The organism is Nocardia sp. CC227C (assembly GCF_030767025.1).
In the GTDB taxonomy this organism is placed as follows: Bacteria; Actinomycetota; Actinomycetes; order Mycobacteriales; family Mycobacteriaceae; genus Nocardia.
Genome location: NZ_JASITE010000005.1, coordinates 202724 through 224495, shown reverse-complemented (window position 1 = coordinate 224495; position 21772 = coordinate 202724). Strand labels below are relative to the sequence as shown.

At 67.9% G+C, this 21772-nt stretch carries 22 protein-coding genes; 14 read left to right on the top strand and 8 right to left on the bottom strand.

What is annotated here, in order from left to right:
• From QMO76_RS12185 to QMO76_RS12175, 3 genes are all read left to right on the top strand, one after another.
• Nucleotides 1–1590 (top strand): NAD(P)/FAD-dependent oxidoreductase, encoded by a 1590-nt coding sequence (locus tag QMO76_RS12185; protein ID WP_306361343.1) that lies wholly within the window; start codon nt 1–3, stop codon nt 1588–1590.
• Between the two features lie 28 nt (nt 1591–1618).
• Nucleotides 1619–2536 carry an SDR family oxidoreductase gene (locus QMO76_RS12180; RefSeq protein WP_306361342.1) on the top strand — a complete coding sequence of 306 codons (918 nt, stop codon included), beginning with the start codon at nt 1619–1621 and terminating at the stop codon, nt 2534–2536.
• 208 nt (nt 2537–2744) lie between these two features.
• A complete protein-coding gene (locus QMO76_RS12175; RefSeq protein WP_306361341.1) occupies nt 2745–3221 on the top strand; it encodes a PaaI family thioesterase in 477 nt (158 codons plus the stop codon).
• On the opposite strand, the gene panC is transcribed toward QMO76_RS12175, so the two are convergent.
• From panC to QMO76_RS12155, 4 genes are read right to left on the bottom strand one after another with little or no spacing between them, the layout of a single operon-like run.
• A complete protein-coding gene (gene panC / locus QMO76_RS12170) occupies nt 3202–4107 on the bottom strand; it encodes a pantoate--beta-alanine ligase (protein WP_372341957.1) in 906 nt (301 codons plus the stop codon). The genes QMO76_RS12175 and panC overlap by 20 nt on opposite strands.
• Entirely contained in the window at nt 4092–4841 is a 750-nt protein-coding gene (locus QMO76_RS12165) for a thioesterase II family protein (RefSeq protein WP_306361339.1), read from the bottom strand. The genes panC and QMO76_RS12165 overlap by 16 nt, the downstream gene beginning before the upstream one ends.
• Nucleotides 4838–5731: a P1 family peptidase gene (locus QMO76_RS12160; protein ID WP_306361338.1), complete on the bottom strand. Its 894-nt coding sequence runs from the start codon at nt 5729–5731 to the stop codon at nt 4838–4840. The genes QMO76_RS12165 and QMO76_RS12160 overlap by 4 nt, the downstream gene beginning before the upstream one ends.
• A gap of 12 nt (nt 5732–5743) precedes the next feature.
• Nucleotides 5744–6700, bottom strand: coding sequence for a hypothetical protein (locus QMO76_RS12155; protein ID WP_306361337.1), 957 nt, complete (start codon nt 6698–6700; stop codon nt 5744–5746).
• Nucleotides 6701–6854: 154 nt separating this feature from the next.
• Here QMO76_RS12155 and QMO76_RS12150 point away from each other — a divergent pair, with 154 nt between their 5' ends.
• The 5 genes from QMO76_RS12150 to QMO76_RS12130 all read left to right on the top strand — a co-directional run bounded on the left by QMO76_RS12150 (nt 6855) and on the right by QMO76_RS12130 (nt 12629).
• Entirely contained in the window at nt 6855–7292 is a 438-nt protein-coding gene (locus QMO76_RS12150; protein WP_306361336.1) for a nuclear transport factor 2 family protein, read from the top strand.
• Nucleotides 7289–8905, top strand: coding sequence for an NAD(P)/FAD-dependent oxidoreductase (locus tag QMO76_RS12145; protein ID WP_306361335.1), 1617 nt, complete (start codon nt 7289–7291; stop codon nt 8903–8905). Before QMO76_RS12150 ends, QMO76_RS12145 begins: the two co-directional genes overlap by 4 nt.
• Complete coding sequence (locus QMO76_RS12140; protein ID WP_306361334.1) at nt 8905–10176, top strand: hypothetical protein; 1272 nt, start codon at nt 8905–8907, stop codon at nt 10174–10176. The genes QMO76_RS12145 and QMO76_RS12140 overlap by 1 nt, the downstream gene beginning before the upstream one ends.
• Nucleotides 10177–10472: 296 nt before the next feature.
• Nucleotides 10473–11261 carry a response regulator transcription factor gene (locus QMO76_RS12135; RefSeq protein ID WP_306361333.1) on the top strand — a complete coding sequence of 263 codons (789 nt, stop codon included), beginning with the start codon at nt 10473–10475 and terminating at the stop codon, nt 11259–11261.
• Nucleotides 11262–11270: 9 nt separating this feature from the next.
• The gene (locus QMO76_RS12130; RefSeq protein WP_306361332.1) at nt 11271–12629 is read left to right on the top strand and encodes a cation:proton antiporter; all 1359 of its coding nucleotides are present in this window, start codon (nt 11271–11273) and stop codon (nt 12627–12629) included.
• Here the strand turns inward: QMO76_RS12130 and QMO76_RS12125 are convergent.
• Nucleotides 12594–13823 carry a M20 family metallopeptidase gene (locus QMO76_RS12125; protein ID WP_306361331.1) on the bottom strand — a complete coding sequence of 410 codons (1230 nt, stop codon included), beginning with the start codon at nt 13821–13823 and terminating at the stop codon, nt 12594–12596. The genes QMO76_RS12130 and QMO76_RS12125 overlap by 36 nt on opposite strands.
• A gap of 509 nt (nt 13824–14332) precedes the next feature.
• Between QMO76_RS12125 and QMO76_RS12120 the strand changes: the two genes are divergently transcribed.
• The 5 genes from QMO76_RS12120 to QMO76_RS12100 all read left to right on the top strand — a co-directional run bounded on the left by QMO76_RS12120 (nt 14333) and on the right by QMO76_RS12100 (nt 17248).
• Entirely contained in the window at nt 14333–15268 is a 936-nt protein-coding gene (locus QMO76_RS12120; RefSeq protein WP_306361330.1) for a helix-turn-helix transcriptional regulator, read from the top strand.
• On the top strand, nt 15258–15470 hold the full coding sequence (locus tag QMO76_RS12115; protein ID WP_306361329.1) for a DUF397 domain-containing protein: 213 nt from the start codon (nt 15258–15260) through the stop codon (nt 15468–15470). Before QMO76_RS12120 ends, QMO76_RS12115 begins: the two co-directional genes overlap by 11 nt.
• A gap of 134 nt (nt 15471–15604) precedes the next feature.
• Nucleotides 15605–16132, top strand: a complete 528-nt coding sequence (locus QMO76_RS12110) for a DUF6790 family protein (RefSeq protein WP_306361328.1) — start codon at nt 15605–15607, stop codon at nt 16130–16132.
• A 41-nt stretch (nt 16133–16173) separates the two neighbouring features.
• Nucleotides 16174–16596 (top strand): MarR family winged helix-turn-helix transcriptional regulator, encoded by a 423-nt coding sequence (locus QMO76_RS12105; protein WP_306361327.1) that lies wholly within the window; start codon nt 16174–16176, stop codon nt 16594–16596.
• 178 nt (nt 16597–16774) lie between these two features.
• Entirely contained in the window at nt 16775–17248 is a 474-nt protein-coding gene (locus tag QMO76_RS12100) for a hypothetical protein (protein ID WP_306361326.1), read from the top strand.
• 41 nt (nt 17249–17289) lie between these two features.
• Here the strand turns inward: QMO76_RS12100 and QMO76_RS12095 are convergent, their stop codons facing one another.
• Nucleotides 17290–18540, bottom strand: a complete 1251-nt coding sequence (locus tag QMO76_RS12095; protein WP_306361325.1) for a serine hydrolase — start codon at nt 18538–18540, stop codon at nt 17290–17292.
• A 57-nt stretch (nt 18541–18597) separates the two neighbouring features.
• On the opposite strand from QMO76_RS12095, the gene QMO76_RS12090 reads away from it, so the two are divergent.
• Nucleotides 18598–19470: a CPBP family intramembrane glutamic endopeptidase gene (locus QMO76_RS12090; protein WP_306361324.1), complete on the top strand. Its 873-nt coding sequence runs from the start codon at nt 18598–18600 to the stop codon at nt 19468–19470.
• 362 nt (nt 19471–19832) lie between these two features.
• Here the strand turns inward: QMO76_RS12090 and QMO76_RS12085 are convergent, their stop codons facing one another.
• Together QMO76_RS12085 and QMO76_RS12080 are read right to left on the bottom strand one after the other, a co-directional pair.
• Nucleotides 19833–20366, bottom strand: a complete 534-nt coding sequence (locus QMO76_RS12085) for an alpha/beta hydrolase (protein ID WP_306361323.1) — start codon at nt 20364–20366, stop codon at nt 19833–19835.
• 8 nt (nt 20367–20374) lie between these two features.
• Nucleotides 20375–21265, bottom strand: coding sequence for an alpha/beta fold hydrolase (locus QMO76_RS12080; RefSeq protein ID WP_306361322.1), 891 nt, complete (start codon nt 21263–21265; stop codon nt 20375–20377).
• Between the last annotated feature and the right edge of the window lie 507 nt (nt 21266–21772).

Sequence of the window (21772 nt, the reverse complement as noted above, 5' to 3'; positions counted from 1 at the left end):
ATGACGAATCACGCGACGACGAATCCGGCCGAACGGTACGACGTGGTGGTCTGCGGCGGCGGCCTGGCGGGGCTGACCCTGTCGAGACAGCTGAAGCGCGCCATGCCCGACCTGTCGGTGCTGGTGGTGGAGCGCACCGCGGGCGACGTCATCCCCGACGGCGCGTACAAGGTGGGGGAGGCCACCGTCGAGGGCGGTGCGCACTACTTCACCGAACAGCTCGGCCTCGCCGGGCATTTCAACACCCGGCACCTGCACAAGCTCGGGCTGCGCATGTTCTTCGGCGACGCGCACGGTCCGTTCGAGGCGCGGCCGGAGCTGGGCGCCCGGCGGTTCCCGCGGGTGCCGTCCTACCAGATCGACCGCGGCATCTTCGAACGTGAACTGCGGCGCGGGGTACGGGAACTCGGCGTCGATCTGATCGAGCAGGCGAAGGTGGCCGATGTCGACCTGGCGACCGGCGAGGACGACCATGTCGTGCACATCGAGATGCCCGGCGCGGGCGGGGATCGCGCGGTGCGGGCGCGGTTCGTCGCGGACGCGACCGGGCGGCGGCGGCTGTTGCAGCGCAAGCTGGAGTTGGGCGCCCCGAGCCCGCACAAGATCAACGCGGTGTGGTGGCGGTTCCGCGGCGAATACGACGTCGAGCGGATGACCGACACCACCAGCCTGACCTGGCGGCCGAAAACCCAGGAGCGCCGGTGGTTCTCGACCAACCACCTGATGGGTGCCGGGTACTGGGTGTGGATGATCCCGCTGTCATCGGGGAACACCAGCATCGGCATCGTGACCGACGAGCGCATCCACCCGTTCAGCAGCTATGCCACCGAAGCCAAAGCGCGGCAGTGGCTCGGCGAATACGAGCCGACACTGGCGAACTTCATCCGGGACGCCGAGCCCATCGACTTCCTGCGCATGCGCAACGCGAGTTACGGTTCACGGCAGATCTTCTCGCATCACCGCTGGGCCTGCCTCGGTGAGGCGGCGGTCTTCCTGGACGCCTTCTACAGTCCCGGATCGGATTTCATCGCCTACACCAACCACATCACCACGCGGCTCGTCGAACTCGACCGCGGCGGCCGACTCACCGCCGATGTCGCCGCGACCTACAACCGGCTCATGCTCGAGGATCTGTGGCCGAACTATCTGGCGATGTACCACGAGAACTATCCCGGTTTCGGCAGTGCGCCCGCCATGTTCACCAAGGTGATGTGGGATACCTCGTTCTACTGGGCGCTGCCGTCGTCGCTGCTGTTCCACGGACTGATCGCGAATGAGGACGCGGCGGCGGAATTCCATCCCATCGCGACGAGATTCCAGGGCATCCAGAACCGCATGCAGGCGAATCTGCGGGCATTCGCGGCGCAGGCCCCGCAGCCGGACAGGTACCTGTTCGTCGAGTACAGCAAGATACCCATCTGCGCTCAGCTGCATCTGGATCTGCTCACCGACAAGACCGCCACCCAGACATTCCGCGATATGCGCCGCAATGTCGACCGGCTGGAGGCGTGGGCGGAGTCGTTCGAGCAGGAAGTCGGCAAACAGTACGACCTCCCCCGGCGCGAGCCCGCGGTGGCGGTCGCCGAATGACAGTGATGACGAGCGAGAGGAGTGGAATATGACCCAGTTCCAGGATCGGGTGGCGATCATCACCGGCGGCAGCCGGGGTATCGGCAAAGCGCTGGCGCTGGCCCTGGCCGAGCGGGGCACCAATATCGTGATCGGCGCGAAGACGATGGAGGCCGGGGGACGGCTGCCGGGCACCGTGCCCGAGACGGTCCGCGAGGTCGAGCAGCGCGGTGCGCAGGCGCTGGGCGTGCGCTGCGACGTGCGCTCCGAGTCGGACCTGAAGAACCTCGTCGACCGGACCGTGGAGCGCTTCGGCCGGGTGGACATCCTGGTCAACAATGCCGGGGCGATGTGGTTGCAGACGGTCGAGGGCACGCCGCACAAACGCTACGACCTGGTGATGGCCATCAACTCCCGCGCGCCGTTCCTACTCGCGCACCACTGCATTCCGCATATGCGCGAGGGCGGCTGGGGCCACATCGTCAATCTGAGCCCGCCGCTGGATCCCGAAGGCATTGCGCACATGGGCGGCAAGGTGGCGTACATGTCGTCCAAGCTCAACGCCACCCTGCTCACACTGGGGTTGGGCAAGGAGGTCGCGGCGGACGGCATCGCCTGCAATACGATCTGGACGCGCACGCTGATCGGCACGCTGGCGACGCAGAATCTCGGCATCGGCAGCCCCGAGGACTGGCGGACCGAGGACATCGTGGTCGACGCCATACTGGCCGTGCTGGAACAGGATCCGGCGGCCTTCACCGGCAACTCGCTGCTCGACGATGAGATCCTGGCGCGGTTCAAGGGCATCGAGGACCTGTCGAGGTACCGGTTCGTGCCCGACAAGGAACCGACGCCGATGACCTGGGAGCGTTGGGATCTCGTCGCCGAGGTCGCGCGCCAGCTGTACTTCCAGGCCATGGTCTCGGCCGACAAGGCGAAAGCGGCGACGCTGTCGGAGGGCGCCTGAAGTCAGGTATGCTCCGCACTGAAAATCACAGCGACACTTAAGCTTTCGAAACTGTCGCGACAGCGCGAGGGCTTCGCCCCGCAGGCGGGGGAGCCGGTCTACGTGCGCGACGGAACCGACAGCGTGTACACGCACTCACGCCGGAACGTCACGCCGCCATCATTCGCGATCAACACCATGCGCGATCAACACCATGAAGGAGCCGTCCATGAGCGATGACACCACGATCACGGGCCACGACGAGATCATGAAGCACGCCCTCGCGCTGTTCGACCACCTTCCGGTCCCGCCGGGCGTCGAACTGAAGCTGCCGCCGCCGTCCACGACCACCCTGGAGATGCGCTTCGAGGAATTCGTTCCCGGCACGTCGCTGTCGGCCACGGTGACGGTGGCCGCGAAATACGGAAATGTCATGGGGCTGCTGCAAGGTGGTTTCCTCGCCGCCATGTTCGACGATCTCATGGCCCCGCTCGGCTACCTGACCGCGCGGAACCCGACGACGAGTATGGAGCTGACGACGCATTTCCTGCGCCCGGTATTCGTCGGCGAGCACCTGACGCTGACCGCTACGGTGCGCAAACGCGGCCAGTCGGTCATGTACATCGCCGCCGAGGCGGCCAACGCGAACGGCAAACTGGTGGCGACGGCCATGTCCGCGATTCAGGTCATGCCCCTGTCGAAGTAGACGACGGCGGAGCGGACGGCCGCGAACCAGACAACCGCACCGCCATATTGTCGATCAGCCGGGTCGCGCCCACGCGCGCCGCCACCAGCAGGCGCGCGTCACCGCGTGCGGGCGCGGGTCCCAGCTCGGGATCCCGCAGTTCCAGATACTCCACCGCCACCGCGGGATCGGCCGACAGCAGCGCGCCGGCGGCGGCGAGCACCGCGTCGCCGCCGCCGGCCCCGGCCCGCACACCGGCCGTGAGCGCGGCGGGCAGCACGACCGCCACCGCTCGCTCCCGTGCGCTCAGGTACCGGTTGCGCGACGACATCGCCAGGCCGTCGGCCTCCCGCACGGTCGGCACCCCGATGATCTCGATACCCATATCGAGGTCGGTGACCATTTCCCGGATGAGCACGAGTTGCTGGTAGTCCTTCTCGCCGAAGCAGGCGGCATCGGGCCGGGTGATCAATAGCAGTTTCGCCACCACGGTCAGCATTCCGCCGAACAGCTGCGGCCGCGTCGCACCACACAGCCGGCTCCCCGTCGGCCCGGGCCGCACCGTGGTGCGCCGACCGTTCGGGTACATATCGCCCGCGCTCGGCGCGAAGACGACGCGTGTTCCGGTGTCACGCAACAGATGCAGATCGACCGCGAGCGTCCGGGGGTAGCGGTCGAAATCCTCACTCGGACCGAACTGCAGCGGATTCACGAAAATGGAGACGACGACCTCGTATCCGCGCTCGGTCGCGGCCGCGACCAGGGCCAGATGGCCGTCGTGCAGCGCGCCCATGGTCGGCACCAGCGCCACGGGCCGACCCGCGGCCGACAGTTCCCGGCAGGCCGCCCTCATCTCCTCGGCACGGTGGATGACACGCACGGCTGCTCCCGTCACCTCGTCAGACATTCGCGGATATGCCCGAGCACGGTCTCGCGCCGGGACAGCACGAAGAAGTGGTCGCCCGGCACGACCCGGATATCGACCCCGGCCGTGCCGCAGTCGGTCCAGTGGTCGAGTTCGTCCACCGGGACCTGCGGATCGGCGCTGCCGCCCAGCACGGTGATCGGGATGGGCAGCGGCGGTCGCGGACGGTGCCGATAGGTCTCGTCCACGCCGAGATCGGCGCGCATCAGCCGGAACAGCGCCGGGCGCAGGCCCGGATCGTCGAGCACCGTCGGCGGCGTGCCACCGAGCCCGCGCAGGAACGCCAGCAGTTCGGCGTCGGAGGCGTCGTGCGCGAAGGGATCCCAGGCGGATCGGTGCGGCGCGCGCCGTCCCGACAGGATCAGGCGCTCCGGCCGGGGCCGGTCCGTCTCGATCAGCCGGTGCGCCAGTTCGAAGGCGACGAGCGCGCCCATGCTGTGGCCGAACAGGGCGAAGGGCGTCCGCCAGCGCTCGCCCACGGCGGTGAGCAGCTCGTCCACCAGCGGGTCGACATGGACGTGCGGGCGTTCGTGTGCCCGTGTCTCGCGGCCGGGCGGTTGCAGCGGAACCACCTCGAGGTCGGCGCGCAGCCGCTCCCGCCAGGGCAGGTAGGTCGAGGCTCCGGAACCGGCGTGCGGCAGGCAGTACAGCGTCATCGGCGCGTTGCCGACGGGCGGGTACGGCATCCAGCTGTCGGCGTCGAGGGCGATGGTCACAGGCTCCTCCGGGTGGTGGTGTGCCGGGTGTGCGGCGGCCCGGCCGAACGGATCGCCCGGGTGACGGCCGCCAGCGCCATGAGCCGGACGACATCGACATCCGCCCGCACCGAGCCCGTCGCGGCGGTGATGAACCCGTCGCCGTCGAAGCGTCCGTGCGGCGGCGTGAGAGCGCGAGACAGTCCGTCGTGGGCGCCCTGCGCGACCACCTGGCAGCCCAGCTTGTCCAGCCGGGCGTTGGTGACCACCACGCCGATGGTCGTGTGCATGCGCGCTCCCAGATCGATGTCGTGCAGCTGGGTGACCGCGTCCAGTTCGATGTCCGCGGAACCGTGGTCGATGTCGCCGTAGGCGTTGACCACGCACAGCGCGCCCACGACCAGGTCGTCCCACCGGCGCTCGGCATAGGTGAGGCCGCCGGGGCGGCGTCCGCCCGGACCGCGCCAGTGCGCGGTGTACGCGCCCGCGCCCGCCCCGACCCGGCCGGAGACGATCTGGATTCCGGTGGCGGCGCGCGCCGCCTCGTAACCGTTCGCCGCGGTGGGCCGAGCCGCCGGATTCCCCACGGCCAGATCGAACAGTGCCAGGGTCGGCACGATGGGGACCGGCCCACCGGGCGTGGGCACACCGCGCCCGGCTTCCTCGAGAAAGCGCATGACTCCGTCGGCGGCGGCCAGGCCGAAGGCGGAGCCGCCGGTCAGCACGGCGGCGTCCGCGCAGGGCACCATCTTGTCCGGTGCCAGCACATCCAATTCGCGGCTGGCGGGCGCGCCGCCGCGCACTTCGCACGACGCGGTCGTGCCCTCGGGAAACAGGACGACGCTGCATCCCGTCTCACCGGCCGGATCGGTCCAGTGTCCGACACGCACCTCGGGAATACCGATTGTCACAGTGGCCTCGCATCAGCGCTCGGCGCTTGCGAGGCAGACGAAGAAGTCGTCCGGCGTGGCCGGGAAACCCATTCGCGTCACCTCGGTCGGCACGGGTTGGTCGGGGAACAGCTGGCGTTCGTTGTAGGCGAAGAGTTCCACGCCGTCGGGTCCGGCGGCGTACAGGGACACGCTGGCGGTCCAGGCCACGTGATCCGGGCTCGGCGGTGCGAAAATCGATGCGTTCCTGTGCACTTGGTCGCCCGTGGTGACGAACGGCGGCTGTACGGCGGAATACGAGTACGCGGCCCAAGCCGGGCTGCCGTAGCCGGGGCCGGCCTCGTCCGCGGCGGTGTAGGCCGAAAGCCAGGCACTCCAGGAGTCGAGCTTCCCGGTGGGGGCGGGCAGTCGCGTGAGGCGGTCGACGAGCCGCTTGCCCAGCGCGTTCCCATCCGTCGGGTCGGCGGTGGTCAGCAGGTGCGGAACCCCGGGGGCGAGGGCCGTCGTCGTCACCTCGGCGGGGCCGTCGACGGCGATCACCGCGGCGTCGTGGCCATCGGCGATCAGCAGCCGGTACGTGAGCGCGTCGGTGTCGACGGACGGTAGTTCCTCGACGAGACGTACGGCGTGCCCGGCGGATTCGGCGGTGGCGCACAGGATCGGCAGGGTCGTGACGGCCGCGGCGGTAGCGGTGGTGAGCAGTCGGCAGTAGACCCCGCTGCGGCGATTGAACGCGAGCCAGGTGCCGCCCTCGGCGTCGATACCGCCGACCACGTCGGACAGGGCGTCGGGGTCCGGAATCCGGCTCGCCGGGAATCGCCGGCGGAGTTCGGGATTGTTGTGCCAGTGCGGACCGTACGAATAACGCACGCGCAGGCCGAGTTGTCGGGCCGCTTCGAAACCGTGTGGCCGATAAACGGATTGGTCATGCGACTCGATGGCGAGGAAACGCGCGGCCTTGTCGTCGAGAAGAAATACGCAGGTACACATCGGCCATCCACCTCGTCATGCGGTCCGCCCGCCCCCGTCGGATGCGAGGGTACCCGATCGCGGGCCCGTCCGATTCCCCCATTCAGGGGGATGTTCTTGTGCCACAAGGAAATTAGAATTTCGCGCATCGACTGCGGAACAGAAGTGGATGCGCATGATGACCAAAGCGGTGGAAGCCCACGGCGGATCGGTCGCGGGGGAGCCGGACGATCCGAGTCCGACCGAGATCGAGCTCCTGCAATGGCGCGCATTGAGTTCCGACGCGGGCGCCGAATTCTATGCGCGGGTCACGGCCGAAGACGCGGTATTCGCGGTGCCATCACCACATGCCACGTTGACGCGGCGCGGCGTTCTCGACGCGGTGGCCGTGGCTCCGCGGATCGAGACGTACCAGATTCTCGAATTCCATGAACGCGCGCTGGGACCCGACGCGTTTCTGGTGTTCTACGAGATGTATCAGAAGCGGGTCGGGCTGGACGGAATCTACGCGGCGATATCGACCGTGTACGTGCGGCGGGGCGGGCGCTGGCTGATGCAGTACCACCAGCAGACGCCGCTCCAGCGGAGCTCCACCGGGAGCGTGCGGCGATGAACGGCGAATTCGACGTCCTCATCCTGGGTTCCGGGCTGTCCGGCAGTACGCTCGCGCTGTGCCTGCAAGCGGCCGGGCTGCGCACCTGCATGGTCGACGCCAAGACGCACCCCCGATTCGCGATCGGTGAATCCACCATCCCGAACACCTCCAAGCTCTACACCTTGATGAGCGTCAAATACGGTGTGCCGGAACTGGCGGCGCTGTCGTCGTTCGACGAGCTGATCGAACGCGTCGGCACCTGCGGTATGAAGGACAATTTCGGGTTCGTCTACCACGACGAGCGCGCCGATCCCGCCGCAGTGCACCAGTTCCCGCTGTCGGAGATCGTGTCGACCGAATCCCACCTGTACCGCGCGGATGTCGACCACTGGCTGGCCTGCCGCGCCCGGGACCGCGGCGCGGCCCTGCTGGAGGGTGTCGCGACGCGCACCATCGAAGTGACCGAGCGCGGCGTCCACTTCGAAGGTGTCGACGGGACGCGGATCTCGGCCGACTACGTGGTCGATGCCACCGGGCGGGGTTCGTACCTGGCCGACGCTTTCGGCCTGCGCACCACCGAGGGGCTGCGCACCAAGTCGAAATCCGTCTTCACGCACATGACCGGCGTCGTCCCCTTCGACGAGGTGACGACCATCCGCGCCCCGCGGCGATGGCACACGGGAACGCTGCACCATGTCTTCGACGGCGGCTGGATGTGGGTCATCCCCTTCGACAACAGCGATCGGTCCGCGAATCCGCGGTGCAGCGTGGGCATCTGCTGGCGGATCGACAACGGCGACGAATCCCCGATCCCGGACCCGGAGCGGGCCTTCGCCACCTTCCTCGCCGACCATCCCGATATCGCGCGCCAGTTCGAACACGCACGCGCCGAACGGCCGTGGACGAGCACCGGCAGGCTCCAGTACACGGCGACCCGGACGGTCGGCGAACGCTGGTGCCTGACCTCCAATGCCGCGGGCTTCATCGATCCGCTGTTCTCGCGCGGCATGCAGAACACCGCCGTGGTCGTCGACCGGTTGGCGGAACGGCTGATCAACCGCTTCGCGGCGGGCTTCAAGCCGGAGGTCTTCGCCGACATCGACGCGTTGCAGGCCAGCCTGATCGAGGAGAACGACTTCCTGGTGTCGGGCGCGTTCCGCTCGTTCGCCGCCTTCGACCTCTGGAATGCCTGGTTCCGGGTGTGGCAGGTCAACCAGGTGACCGGGACCATGCGCACCGAACAGCAGCTGCGCGCGGTATCCCGGCTCGTCGCGGCGAACGGGACCGGATCGTCGGTACCGATACCGGGTTCCGCCCCGGCTTCTCGGGTCGACGGCTTCATCGATGCCTTCTACAGTCGAGCTGACCGGATCATCGAGTCGTATTGGAACTGGGAGATCAGTATGGAGACCGCCGCGCGCGAATTCCGCACACTGTTCGCCGACGTCGACTTCGTTCCACCGTCTTTCGGACTGACCGATATGTCGCAGCCCTTCTTCGACATCGACGCCGACAAGGTGGCCCAGGCCGTGTCCTGGGCACGTGGTGCCCGCCCGGGCATCCGGGAGCTGTATCTCGGCGGGCTACCGGCCGAGGCCGATACGGAACGTTCGGGTGCGGTCGCGCCCTGATGTCCGGAGACGGGCCGACGCCCGGCAATGGCGCGTCGGGGGTCGTATCGGGGTTCGTCAACGGGCTCTTGCGGTTCGACCGATCCATGGTGTGGTCACTGGACGAGCTGGACGGCGACGTCGCGGGTGCGCCGGTGGTCGTGGTACTGCGCGCCTACCAGTATCTGCTGGGCGGTGTGCGCCCGCCGGACGATGTCCGCGCGGCCCTCGACCGGATCGATCCCGCCGCCGTCCGCCCGTGGGAGGCGGCGCATCTCGAGGTCACGCGGCTGTTGATGAACCGCGCCTACCGGGCGGCCAGCGACCGGCTACTCGCCATATCGGCCGAGTTCCCGTCCGACGAACTGGCGCTCGCGGCCGGGCACCAGGTCGACTTCCTGTCCGGGTCGACGCGAATCATGCTGTCCCGCTTGATATCCAGTCCTCTGCTGGTCGAGGGTGCGAGCGCGTCGTACCCCTATCTGCTGGCCATGCTCGCCTTCGCCTACGGCGAGAACGACGCCTTCGCCGACGCGGCCGCCGCCGGGGAGCGCGCGCTGGAACTGGCCCCGCACGACAACCCCTGGGCCGTACACGCCTGCGCGCACACCTATTTCGAGCGCCGCGACTACGGTGCGGTCGAGGAGCTGCTCGGCGCGACGACCGGTCGCTGGAGCGCGCATCGGTGCCTGTTGCGAACCCATCTGACCTGGCATCGCGCCCTCGCCTCGATGGTGGCCGCCGACCGTGACGGGCTGACCGCACTGGTGGCCGAGATCCTCGGCACGGTCGCCGGTCCGTCCTCGGCGATGCAGTTCTGCGATGCGGTATCCCTGCTGTGGCGACTGCGATTGGCGGGCATTGCCGGACCGGACGATTTCGACGCCCTCGCGCGGCGGGCGGTGGAGATGCGGGCCGGCTCCAATTCCGCGTTCGTCGATCTGCACGCCCTGCTCGCCATCGTCGGGGCCGACCGCCACGAGCTGGCCCGCCGGATCGCCGCGGAGATGGGGGAGGAGCGCGCCGGCAACACGGACGACATGGTGCGCCCGCGACGTACGGCGATACGGGTGGCGGAGAGTTTCGTGGAGTACTGCGGCGCGAACCCGGAATCGGCTGTGCGGGGCTTGATATCGGTGCTCCCGGAGGTTGTCGCACTGGGCGGCAGTATGATTCAGCGCGACTTGGTGTTGGAGCTGCTGGTCAACTGCGATCACGGCAGCGCCGACCTGCTGATACCGTCCGGGGCCCGGATCGCGACGCGCCCGCTGGTCACCCGTCGCGTCGCCTGAGTTCGTCCGGCTTCCACCCCCCTGTTCGGGGGTATGTGACTCTATGGTGGGTCGCTTAGACTTCCTCGGTAGCAGGTCGTGATCTTCGATCAGAACAATTCCGACCGCCTGTTGAACGCATCTCCGCGGATAGAGATTCAACAGAAGTTTGTGCCATGACGACGCTGTCGAGGCTTATCCGATCACGCTCGGGGGGGCTCGAAACGAGGGCGTACGCACATGGGAGGACACAGTTTTGGAGCATTCGACGCCGATCGTCCCGGCACATTTCATCCGCACCGACCTCGGAGCCTGATATGCAGCGTACTCGTGGATCGGGGCTGGAAACCCGGATATGCCCCAATATCAGCGTGGTCACCGGAATGCGGTGGTCGTCGCAGGCCCGGCGCACCCTGGTCATCGCCTCCGAATTCCCCTTCGTACACGACGATTTCGAGCGAGCCGCCGCCTCGGTCGGCAATCCGGCGCTCGCCGGGCGGTCGAGCTGCCGGGACGTCGTGGAGCAGGCGCTGCATTCGCGCGCCGACATCGTCCTGCTGGACGCGTCGGTCGAGGTGCCGCCCGGCCTGCCCGCCCTCGTCCGCCGACTGCGCGCGCTGGACGATCCGCCGCTGATCGCGCTGCTGGTGGCGCGCGGCGTCCCCCGCTCCGCGACCGAGCATCCGGATGTCCTGTTGGCGGCCGACTTCGGCCCACCCGCGGTCCTGCACGCGCTGAAGCTGGTGGCCTCCGGCGTCATGGTCGCCGCGGCCCCGCCGCACCGCACGCCGCTCACCCCCGCCATCGTCGATCCCGACGCGCGCCGACGCCTGTCGACCCTGACCGAACGCGAGCGTGAGATTCTCCTGCTGATCGTCGACGGACTGTCCAACCGCGAGGTCGGCGCTCGCCTGTTCATCAGCCCGGACACGGTGAAGGACCACGTCAGCCGCATCCTCACCAAACTCGGGGTGACCAGCCGAATCGAGGCGGCGGTGGTGGCCGTCCGCGCGAATCTGTGCCGCACGACCGGCCTGGAGGCCACCGGGACACGCGGCCGTGTCCGCGGCGTTCGGCCGGTGCGCCCCATGCCGAGCCGAACGTGAGGAACGGTCGTGCCCAGCCTGCTACAGATCGCCACCCACTTCTTCCTGCAGGTGGCCGTGATCCTGGTGACCTGCCGCCTGCTCTGGCACGTGTTCCGGCGGCTCGGACAGGTGCAGGTGGTCGCCATCATGGTCGCCGGATTCGCGCTCGGACCGTCCGTGCTCGGCTGGATCTGGCCATCGGCGCAGCAGTGGCTGTTTCCGACCACCCTGGACGGCACCACGGTCACCCATCCGAATCTGGTCGCCATCTACGTGGTCGGCCAGCTCGGGCTGGTGCTCTACATGTTCCTGGTGGGAGCGTCGTTCAAGCTCGACATCCTCGGCGCGCATCTGCGTCAGGCCGGGGCGACGTCGGCGGCGGGCGTGGCGCTGCCGCTGCTGCTGGGTGGGCTGGTCGGCTGGTGGCTCGTCGGGCAGGGCGGCTACTTCACCGAGCGGGCCGCCGGGTGGCAGGGTGCGCTGTTCGTGGCCTCCGCCGTCGCGATCACGGCGTTTCCCATGCTGGCGTGGATCGTGCACGACTCCGGACTGCTGCACACCCGGCTCGGCACCATGTCGCTGTCGTGCGCGGCCGTCGACGACGCGTGCGCGTGGGTGCTGCTGGCGACGGTGGTCGCCACCGCCGAGGACGATATGAGCGGCGCGCTGATCACCGGGATCGGGGCGCTGGGCTATCTGCTGTTCATGGTGTACGTGGCGCGGCGCTGGCTGGCGAGACTGGGTACCTGGACCCCGCGTGACAGCGCCCCGCAGGTGGGCGGCCTGCCGATCGCGCAGCTGTCGGTCATCCTGATCGTGGTGCTGCTCGCGGCCTGGTTCACCGACTGGATCGGTATCTACTCGGTGTTCGGCGCTTTCGTCGCCGGTGCCGTGATGCCGCGCGGCGAACTGCTGGACCGGGTGCGGGAGCGGCTCGAACCGCTGGTGTCGTACCTGCTGCTGCCCGGATTCTTCATCTACTCCGGGCTGAACACCGAACTCGGCCTGATCTTCGCCCCCGAGATCCTGGTGATGGCCGCCCTGGTCCTGGTGGTGTCCTTCGCCGGGAAGTTCGGGGCGGTCGGACTGGCCGCGCGCTGGCAGGGCATGGGGTGGCGCGAAGCGGCGGCCATGGGCGCGCTGGCCAACGCGCGCGGGCTGATGGAACTGATTCTGCTCAATATCGGTCTGAGCGCGGGTCTCATCACCGGCGAGCTGTACACGATCCTCGCCCTGATGGCCATTGTCACGACGTTCCTGTCCACCCCGGTCCTGCGCCTGATCGAACGCAATATCCGCAGGGAGGGAAGAACTTTCGGCCCCCACGGCGAGGAGCCGCTGCCTCCGGCGCTACCCGACGGCCGTTCCGCCGTCGCCCCCACCTGATCCGCCGGCCAGGAACAGCCGGGCCGCGACCGCGTAGGTGAGCGCGTACCGCTTCAGGTCGCGCACGGCCACCCACTCGTCGGCCGTATGCGCGATCCACTTGCCCCCCGGTCCGTACACCACACTCGGAATCCCGCCGTGTGCGGTGAGAATGGTGCCGTCGGTGGTGCCGGGCACCCCGCCGAGGCGGGGACGGACGCCGTTGACGATCTCGTGCCCGGCGATGAGCGCGGCGACCAGCGGATTGTCCGGATCGGTTGCGACCCAGGGCCGATCGTCGAGCACGGTGACGGCCGAGCCGATCCCGCACCCCCGCGCCGCGGCGTCGACGCACCGGTCGACGCGTTTCAACAGCACCTCGTGGTCCACGCCGGGCACCGTGCGGATATCGAGGAACAGCGAACTGGTGCCCGCAATGGTGTTCATCTGGTCCGCGGTCCCCGCTCGCGCCACCGTGGGCGTGATCGACGGAGCGCCCAGGGGCGGCCGACTGCCCACCTCCCGCACCAGGCGGCACTCGAGATCCTGGAGGCCGAGCACCGCACGGGCCAGCGCGGGCAGGGTGTTGCGCCCCCGCCACGGCATCGCGCCGTGGCTCATCACACCGGTGAAGTCCACCCGGAGCCGCATCGCGCCCTTCGACACCGGGCACACCTCGTCGCCCTCGGGCTCACCGCAGACCACCCCGTCGACTTCGCGGACGAAACCCTGCGCCACAGCGGCTTTCGCACCCGTCATCATCCCCTCCTCGTCGGCGAGCAGCAGCAGGCGCACCCGGCCGGGGAAGGGCCCGGACAGTTGCAGCGCCCGCACCGCGTACAGCATGGCCGCGACCCCGGATTTCATATCGGCGGCACCACGCCCGTACAGCCGCCCGTCCCGGATCTCCCCGCCGAACGGATCGACGGTCCACTGCCGGGGATCTCCCTCCGCCACCACATCCATATGCCCCTCGAACGCGAGCATCGGCCCCGGCCCACCGCCCCCGACCACCGTCGCCACGATATTCGGACGGCCCTCCGCCTCGAAAAGTGCGGCACTCCAACCCCATTCCCGCATGGTGGTGAGCAGCAGATCCGCCACCGCGCGTTCTCCCCGGCCTTCCACTCGCGGCGTGTGCGTCCGCACCAGTCGCCGGGTGAACTCGACGAGTTCCCGCTCGTCGATCGCGGCTGCCAGAGCATCGATGTCCACGACTACCCCCTCGCAGGGTCGGCGTCCGTTCGCGCCGGACGGTCCGGGCGGTCCTTGCTGCGGCCGTACGAAACCGTGGCGCAGGGCTTCTAGGCATCCTCGCGGACGCCGCGAGGTATCCGGCATCCCCCGATCGGGTGGCGCATGCCGGTGACCAACCACGCGTGGGGCCGGGCGCGATGTCGACCACCAGGGCGGCCGCCCGCCACGGGAACGGTGACATGGCCGCCACCGGTGAGGGGGAGCCGGAACGAGTCCGGCCGCCCCGGATGACTGTCGCGGTAGAAGCCCCAGCACGACCAGACGATAACGCCGCCACACAGCACCAGAATCGCCAGCAGAGCCCATGCGTCCCACGGCATTACAGCCTCCGTTCGGATGTTTGCTGTCGTATGTGGGAACCCAGCGTTGTCCCGCGTGCTTGCTGAGTCGTCGAAGTCGCGGATGCTCGGTGAAGTGCGGCGAAACCGCTCCGCCCGGCCTGGGACGGTCCTACGCTGTTTCCCAGGATGGGAACGGGGCTGGGCCGGAACGGACCAAGGGGGCCGGACGTGTCTGAAGACCATGGCGTTGGATCGACGCTCCCGCGCCGTCAGCTCGGGCGGGCATTGCGGGAGGCCCGCGAGGGCATGGGGCTGACTCTCGAGCAAGCCGCGAAACTCATGGAGTGGGGCAAATCCACACTGGGGCGGCTGGAGAAAGGACAGGCCGAGCGAGTGCGGGTCCGAGAGATCGAGGACCTCTGCCAGATCTATGGGCTGCCGGACGAGCAGACCGGCGTGTTGAAGACTCTTGCCACCCAGGCCAGTACGCGATCATGGTGGTACTCGTTCACCGACCTGATCGCGGCGGGATTCAACACCTACCTCGGTTTGGAAGCAGGGGCCGCGCAACTGTCCTTCTATCAGCCGCTGGTAGTGCCCGGGTTGTTGCAGACAGCCGAATACGCTCGCGCCATGGACCGGGTGTACTTCCCCGACGACAACGACGCCGAGAGCGACCGCCGAATCGAACTGCGCATCCGTCGCCAGGCCATTCTCGGGCGCAAGCGGAGTCCCGCCGTCGCCGACGTCATTCTGCACGAGAATGTGCTTCGCACTGTCGTCGGCTCGCCGAAGGTCATGGCCGCCCAACTGCGTCGGCTAGCGGACATCGGGGCGACAGACAACGTCTGCGTGCGGGTGTTGCCGTTCCACGCCGGGCTCCCGCTGGGTGTCGGTATGTCACCGTTCGTGATCCTCGAGTTTGCCCCCACCGCGCGCGGCGATACCGAACCCACCGTGGTATTCGCTGAAAACTATACGGGCGGCATGTACTTCGAAGAGGTAGCCGATATCGGCCGATATCGCACAGCCCATCGAACCCTCGGCGCGGCCGCACTGCCGGTGCAGCCCAGCCGTTCCCTATTACGCGAGACCGCAAGGAGATTCGACAGTGAATATTGACCTATCCGCCGCGAGTTGGTTCAAGTCGACCTACTCCGGAGGCGGTCAGGAATGCGTGGAGGTCGCGTTCATCGGTGCGGTTGCCGAACGTGTCGGGGTCCGAGACTCGAAGGCCCCGACCGGCCCGGCGCTCGTCTTCGATTCCGTCGGCTGGGATGCCTTCGTGGGCGCGCTGCGATCCGGGCGGTTCGATCACGCCTGAGCCCGAACCTCGCGGTTCGTGTGCGCCATCCGGGGTCGGTCGGTGACCTGCGGTGTCATCTCGAATCGTGGATGTGTCTGCTTCTCTCGAACTCAGTCTTGCATGGTTAATATTAACCATGCAAGACTCGAGTCGTGAACACATCCTCCTACCTCGCGCAGTCCGCCTTCCCGCTGATCTGGCCGCTCGCAGCGGTCGTCGGAGCATTCATCCGGACCCGGCGCAGCCCCTCCCGTCGAGCCGCACTGGACACCTGGCAGCGCTGGTGGGCGGTCACCGCCCTCGGCTTCGGCAGCCTGTGGATGACAGTCATGTTCCTCGCGGCCCCCGACATGATGGCCACCGCGATCGGCTTCGCCCGGACCCCCTTCGAGTTCGAAATCGCCTGTGCCAACCTGGGTCTCGCGGTCATGGCCTTCCGGGCCGCCGCGCCCTCGGCCACCGACCGTGAACGCGTCACCATCGGCCTCGGCGCGGGCATGTTCCTATGGGGCGCACTGATCGGCCACCTCTACCAGTGGTTCGCCAACGGTGACCACGCCCCCGGCAACACCGGCGGAGTCCTGGTCTGCGACCTGCTCTTCCCCGCGGTCATGATCGCCCTCGCCAGCTACTCGCAACGGCTGTCCGCCTCGGAGCGCGCCGCCGCCCGCGTGGGCTGATGGTCAATCTTAACCGGGCAAGACTCCGCTATGCTCGACATGTGGACGATGGACTCGCGGACCTACTGCACCGAGTGGTGTTCCTGCTCGGCGAAGCGACCCGGCGGCGCGCCGACAACTCCGACGGCCTGACCTACAGCCAAATGCGCCTCCTCGGCACCCTGGAAGAAATCCAGCCCGTCACCCAACACCAACTCGCACAAGCACTCTCGGTCTCCGACCCCGCGATCAGCCGAGCCCTGCGCCCCCTCGAGGACGCCGGCCTCGTCCGAATCACCCCCGACCCCGACCACGCCCGCCGCCGCCTGGTCACCACCACCGAAGCCGGCCGCACCGCCTTCCACGCCACCGGCAAACCCCTCTACGACGAACTACGCAAGGCACTCCTGGCCGCCGACTTCCCCTACGACCGCTACCTCCGCGACACCGCCCGCCTCGCCGAACTCCTCGAGTCACCCCGATAGTCCGTACTCGCTCCCGGTTCGGTGCGCCTCGAAACGGAGTCGTTCCGTCGGTTGGCCGGTGACCCTGCTGAGCCACCGCCGGAGCAACTCGACAATGGTCACATCACAAACCTCCTCTAGGCTGACAGTGAATGGAACCCGTCAACCGGACCCAGGCGGTGAATCCCTGTTGAACGAGGTGACCGTTCTCGTGAACCTGCTGCGCTCCCTGGCCGGGCGATTCCCGGACGACGACCTGGCCATCCTGCGCTCCCTGCTGGCCGCCCGCGAGCTGGACGACCTGGAGCGCACGCTGGAAGCCAATCTCCACTACCGCGGCATCGACCTGAGCACCGAGCCGAACAGTAGCGAACTGCGGTTCGTCCCGGCCGACCCAGATGGCTCGCAGGTCGAGCACGACCTGTTCGCGCGCGCGACGCGCCACCCCGCTCTGCGCCGGATTGTGAAGGCGCGCAGGCTCCAGCCACCCGAAGCGGTGGTGTACGTCGTCGAGTACGCCGCGGGTGCGGATGTGTCCAGGCTTCAGAACGCCTTGGAGCTGGACACGGCACTGGTCGAGGTGGTCGCCGAGGACGAGGAGTTACCGCCGTACCAGGCCGCCGCCCTCGCCGCCGGCCGCCGAATCTGGCCGACTGGGAGACCGGATGAGTAGCACGACCGGTGTGGGTGGCGGAGTCGCCGGTTGCCGCTGCGCTATTTCGCGGCCTGCTCACTGCAGAACACCACATCGAGGAGCCGTTCCAGTATCTTCGGGTACTCCACGGCCGGATTGATCGCGGCGTCACCGGTGGTGATCGAGGCAGTCAGCGTCTTGCTGCCGTCGGGCGTGCTGTACATCAGCGCGCCGTAGCCGCCCGGAGGGCTGCCGTTGTGCCGCAGCACGGTGCCTCCGCAGTTCGGGCCCAAGTCCTCCACGAAAACCCCGAGCCCGTAGCCGAGCTGCCCGTGTGGTGTGCGCATCTCGGACAGCAGCGACGCCGGCAGGAGTTCGCCGCTGTTCAGCGCTGAGAAGAACGTATGCAGATCCTGGGTGGTGGAGATGATGTCACCGGCGGCGGGCAGCAGGGAAAGGTTCTGGCGGGCGACGTCGGTCACCTTCCACTCTCCACCGTCCTGGTAGCGGTAGTAGCCGTGCGCGTGCGGGCCCGGGAGTTCGTCGTTCTCCGGGCTCGGGATCACGGTGCCCCGCAGGTCGAGCGGCCCGAGAATTCGCCGCTGCATTTCCTCGGCATACGGCCGGGCGGTGACCTTCTCGATCAGCAGCCCTGCCAGCGTGTAGTTGGTGTTGGAGTAGCTCTGGTCCGTACCCGGCGTGAACCGCAGCGGCTTCGACAACGCCAGTCGCACCAGTTCCTCTGGCTGGTAGGAGTGGAATCGGTTGTCGACCCATTCCTTGTCCTTGGCGGGAATCCCCGGCACGAACGACCCGTCGGCGAAGTATTCGCCGGTGTAGTTGAAGATTCCGCTGGTGTGTTGCAGCAGCATTCGTACCGTGATCCGAGGATCAACGCCGAGTTCTGGCAGAAAACCGGCCACCGGGTCGTCCAGCCCCACCCTGCCTTCTGCAACCAGCTGCAGCACCAGGGTGGCGGTGAACGTCTTGGCGTTGCTGCCTGCCCAGAACCGCCCGTCCGTCGGCGGCTTCGCGGACTCGCCCAGCTTGCTGACCCCGGCGCTACCGACCCACTCGCCCCGCTGATCGTGCACGCGCATCTGCACCCCGGCGTAGCCGGCATCGACGACGGCCTGAATTGCCTTCTGCAACTCCGGGCGATCCGGCTCGGCGGCGGCTTCCGGGCCGTTCGCGCAGCCTGCCGTCCCTGCGAGCAGCACGGCCGCCAGCACTGTCGCGCTGGCACGCCACCGGGCCCCCGTCGTCCAGGATTTGTTGTTGGTACCCATATTTTTTCGCGGTGGTGAGACCGCGGTCGATGAACTGGTCATGACCGGAACACTCGCCTGTCGCCCTGACATCAGCCTGATACCGAACCCCTCTCGACGGTGAACCCGTATCAGCGCCACATCAGGTCCGTGTCCGCAGGCCGGACGAACCTCCCCGGCATGGAAAACACACAGCGACCCGCTGCTGCCACCGAACGCATGAAATCGAACCGCTGGGTGAATCGGCTCTTAGCCGACCAGCACCCCCTGCCACTGTCTGTCGCGCTGCACCTGGTCCCCGGAGTCCTGATCGTCGCCACCTACTTGCTCTGCACCGCACCGTTGGTCGAATCCATCGACGGCCCGCCTTTCCTGGGCTGGATGCTGGCCATGTGCCTGGCGCTCGCGCCCGTCGAGCTCGGCCTGCTGTTGTGGCTGGGGCGTCGGCGCAATGGCCGGTACTCGCTGGACGGTGTGGTGGGCTACCTGGGAAAACCCCTTCCGCGTATGCGGCTCACCCTCATCGTCGCCGCGCTGATCACATGGTTTGTCGTGCTGGGATTCGCACTCATGCCCGTGAGCGACTTTTTCCAGGAATGGTTGTTCCGGTGGGTTCCGTTCGAGAGCGCGGGCGGCGGCGTCACCAAACTGCTCGACGGCTACCCGGACACCGTCGTCCTCATCACCCTGGCGTCGAGCATTCCGTTGACCGGACTGTCCTTCCCGATTATCGAGGAGCTGTACTTCCGAGGTTTCCTACTCCCTCGGATCTCCCGTATGGGCCGGTGGGCGCCGCTGGTCAACACGACCCTGTTCTCGCTGTATCACTTCTGGTCGCCCTGGGCACTGCTGACCAGAGTGGTATTCATCCTTCCGGGAGTGTGGCTCGTGTGGCGAAAGCACGATCTGCGCCTGTCGATCGGAATGCACGCCGGCACTACGCTATTGGTCGCGACGTTCGCCACCCTGGCGATGCTGCTGAACTTCGGCTGAAGCTCAGGGCTGGCTCGAACCGGAACGGCTGCTAGTCCGTCGACTCAATCCGAATCCGGGACTTTGCGGCTCCACCGCGATCGTGGTGGGCGTCCGTAGTACACGAACAGAGAACTGAGCTGTCATCGTCGGCGTTCCGACCCTTTCGCCGGACCGGTCCGGCGGATGCGGTTGATGGTCGAATCAATCATCGAGTGCGCCGCCGGAGCTTCCGCATACTGCGGGACCGAAAGGCCCCGTCATCCCGGCGCGCTTTTGGCCGGGATCCACATGGCGGTCGAGCCGATCGCGGTGGATTCCGGCCGAAAACATGCCGGAATGACGGGGGACGCCTACCTGTCGAACCTCGATGAAGCGCGGCGTCAGGCGGCGGGGCAGTTGGTGGTCGTCGGCAGTTCGAGGTCGAGGAGATATCGGTCGGCTGCGTTGGTCGTGCACGGGGTGCGGTCGTAGACGCCGTGGCCCCAACCGTCGTAGGTGAGCAGCGTGGTGCGCGGGGTTTGGGCGGCGACCTGGACTGCCCACTCGTGCGGGGTGGACGGGTCGTGGCGGGAGTTGAGGATCAACAGCCGCGGGCCATCGGTGATCTGCGGGTGGTGCGGCGGGTTCGGGGGTGGGGTCGGCCAGCCGGAACACATACTCGCTGCGCCCCATGCGAAATGCAGGCCCAGGGTAGGAGCATTGGTGCGCTGCTGTCGCCAGAGGCGTTGCCAGGTTGTCTGGTCCGGGATATCGAAGCGCCAGTCGGAGCAGAAGATGAGCTGTGGTGCGGGGGTGGGCGTTCCGGTCGACTGCGGACGAATGGGGAGCTGCGGATCGACGGGTGGACGGGCCGCGAGGGTGTGCAGGTCCTTCGCGAGGGCAGGCCACTCGGGGCGGTAGAGGCGCTGGGTCACTTGGGCACTCAGATCCAACGGGTCAGCCGCCGGTCCGGAGTATTGGGGTTGGGCAGCTGTCCGCGCGCGGCGACGGTGTAGAGATCGCCGTATAGCGCGTGCACATCGGTGCCGTGCAGAGCGCACTCCGTTGCCCGCGCACACCAGTCCGCGAACTCCGCGAAGGCGTCCTGACCCGCCCTGGCTTCGGTGGCGAGGAATCCGGTCCCGTCCAGGCTGTGGTCATCCACGCTGTCCATGAGCGAGGCGCGCAGGCGCTGTGGGAACAGTTCCGCGTACGCCTGGGCGGGCATCGTGCCGTAGGAACGGCTGTACAGGTTGATCCGGTTCTCGCCGAGGGCGATTCGCAGCGCCTCCACATCGCGGGCGACGCTCACCGCATCGACATGGTCGATCAGCGGCCCGGTGTGCGCCCGGCAACTGTCCGCGAGTTCCTTCGTGTAAGAGTGCACTTCGTCGATCCGCCCGCCATTGTCCGGGTCCAGATTCGGCCGTCCGGCGACGAGTCCGGCATCGCACCGCACCTGGTGGCTGCGGCTCACCCCGCGCGGATCCAGGCTGACGATATCGAAGCGAGCGCGCAGCTCCTCGGAAAAGCCTGCCCCGCGAAGGATTTGATCGACACCCGAGGTACCGGGCCCGCCCGGCAGCGACACCAGCGTGCCGACCTTGCGCTCGGCGTCGTCGGCCCGATCACGGATCAGAGCGATATCGATGGTGTCGCCCCCTGGCTCCGACCAGTCGATCGGCACCGCCAGCGAAGCACAGTCATACCCGGGATTCTCCACACAGGGCTGCCAGTCCAACGAAGGGTCCGGTACCGCGGTCGTGGTGGCGGCACACCCACCGACCCCCACCGCCGCGGCCACCAGCACGAGAGCAATCCGAGTTGCGAACATGCCCACGATCATCGAGCCGCCCTCCCACACCGCACATCCCACCGGAGAGCCAGCACGGGTAACCCTCCGGTACTGCACCACACCGTCACCGCGCACCCGTCCGACACAGCCGCCGCTCCACGCGGTTCGGACGTGGTTGATGGTCGGATCACGATCCTCGGCTAGGCTGACGGGCGGCTGAAAGTGAATGAAAAGTCGTCTACCTGGCTGAGAACATGCTGGTCAGGAAGTGTGCTCCCCGCACGCGCGGGGATGAGCCTCATGGGAGCCGAAGCCCAGCAGCAGATTCGGGGTGCTCCCGCACGCGCGGGGATGAGCCCACCGATCTGGGTCCGCCTCGCCGACGGCACTGTGCGTGCTCCCCGCACGCGCGGGGATGAGCCCTCGGCATAGAACCCGATGCGGCCGTGAACGCTGTGCTCCCCGCGCGCGGGGATGAGCCCCCGTCACGGTGCCGTAGCTGGTGCCGATGTTGGTGCTCCCCGCACGCGCGGGGATGAGCCCGAG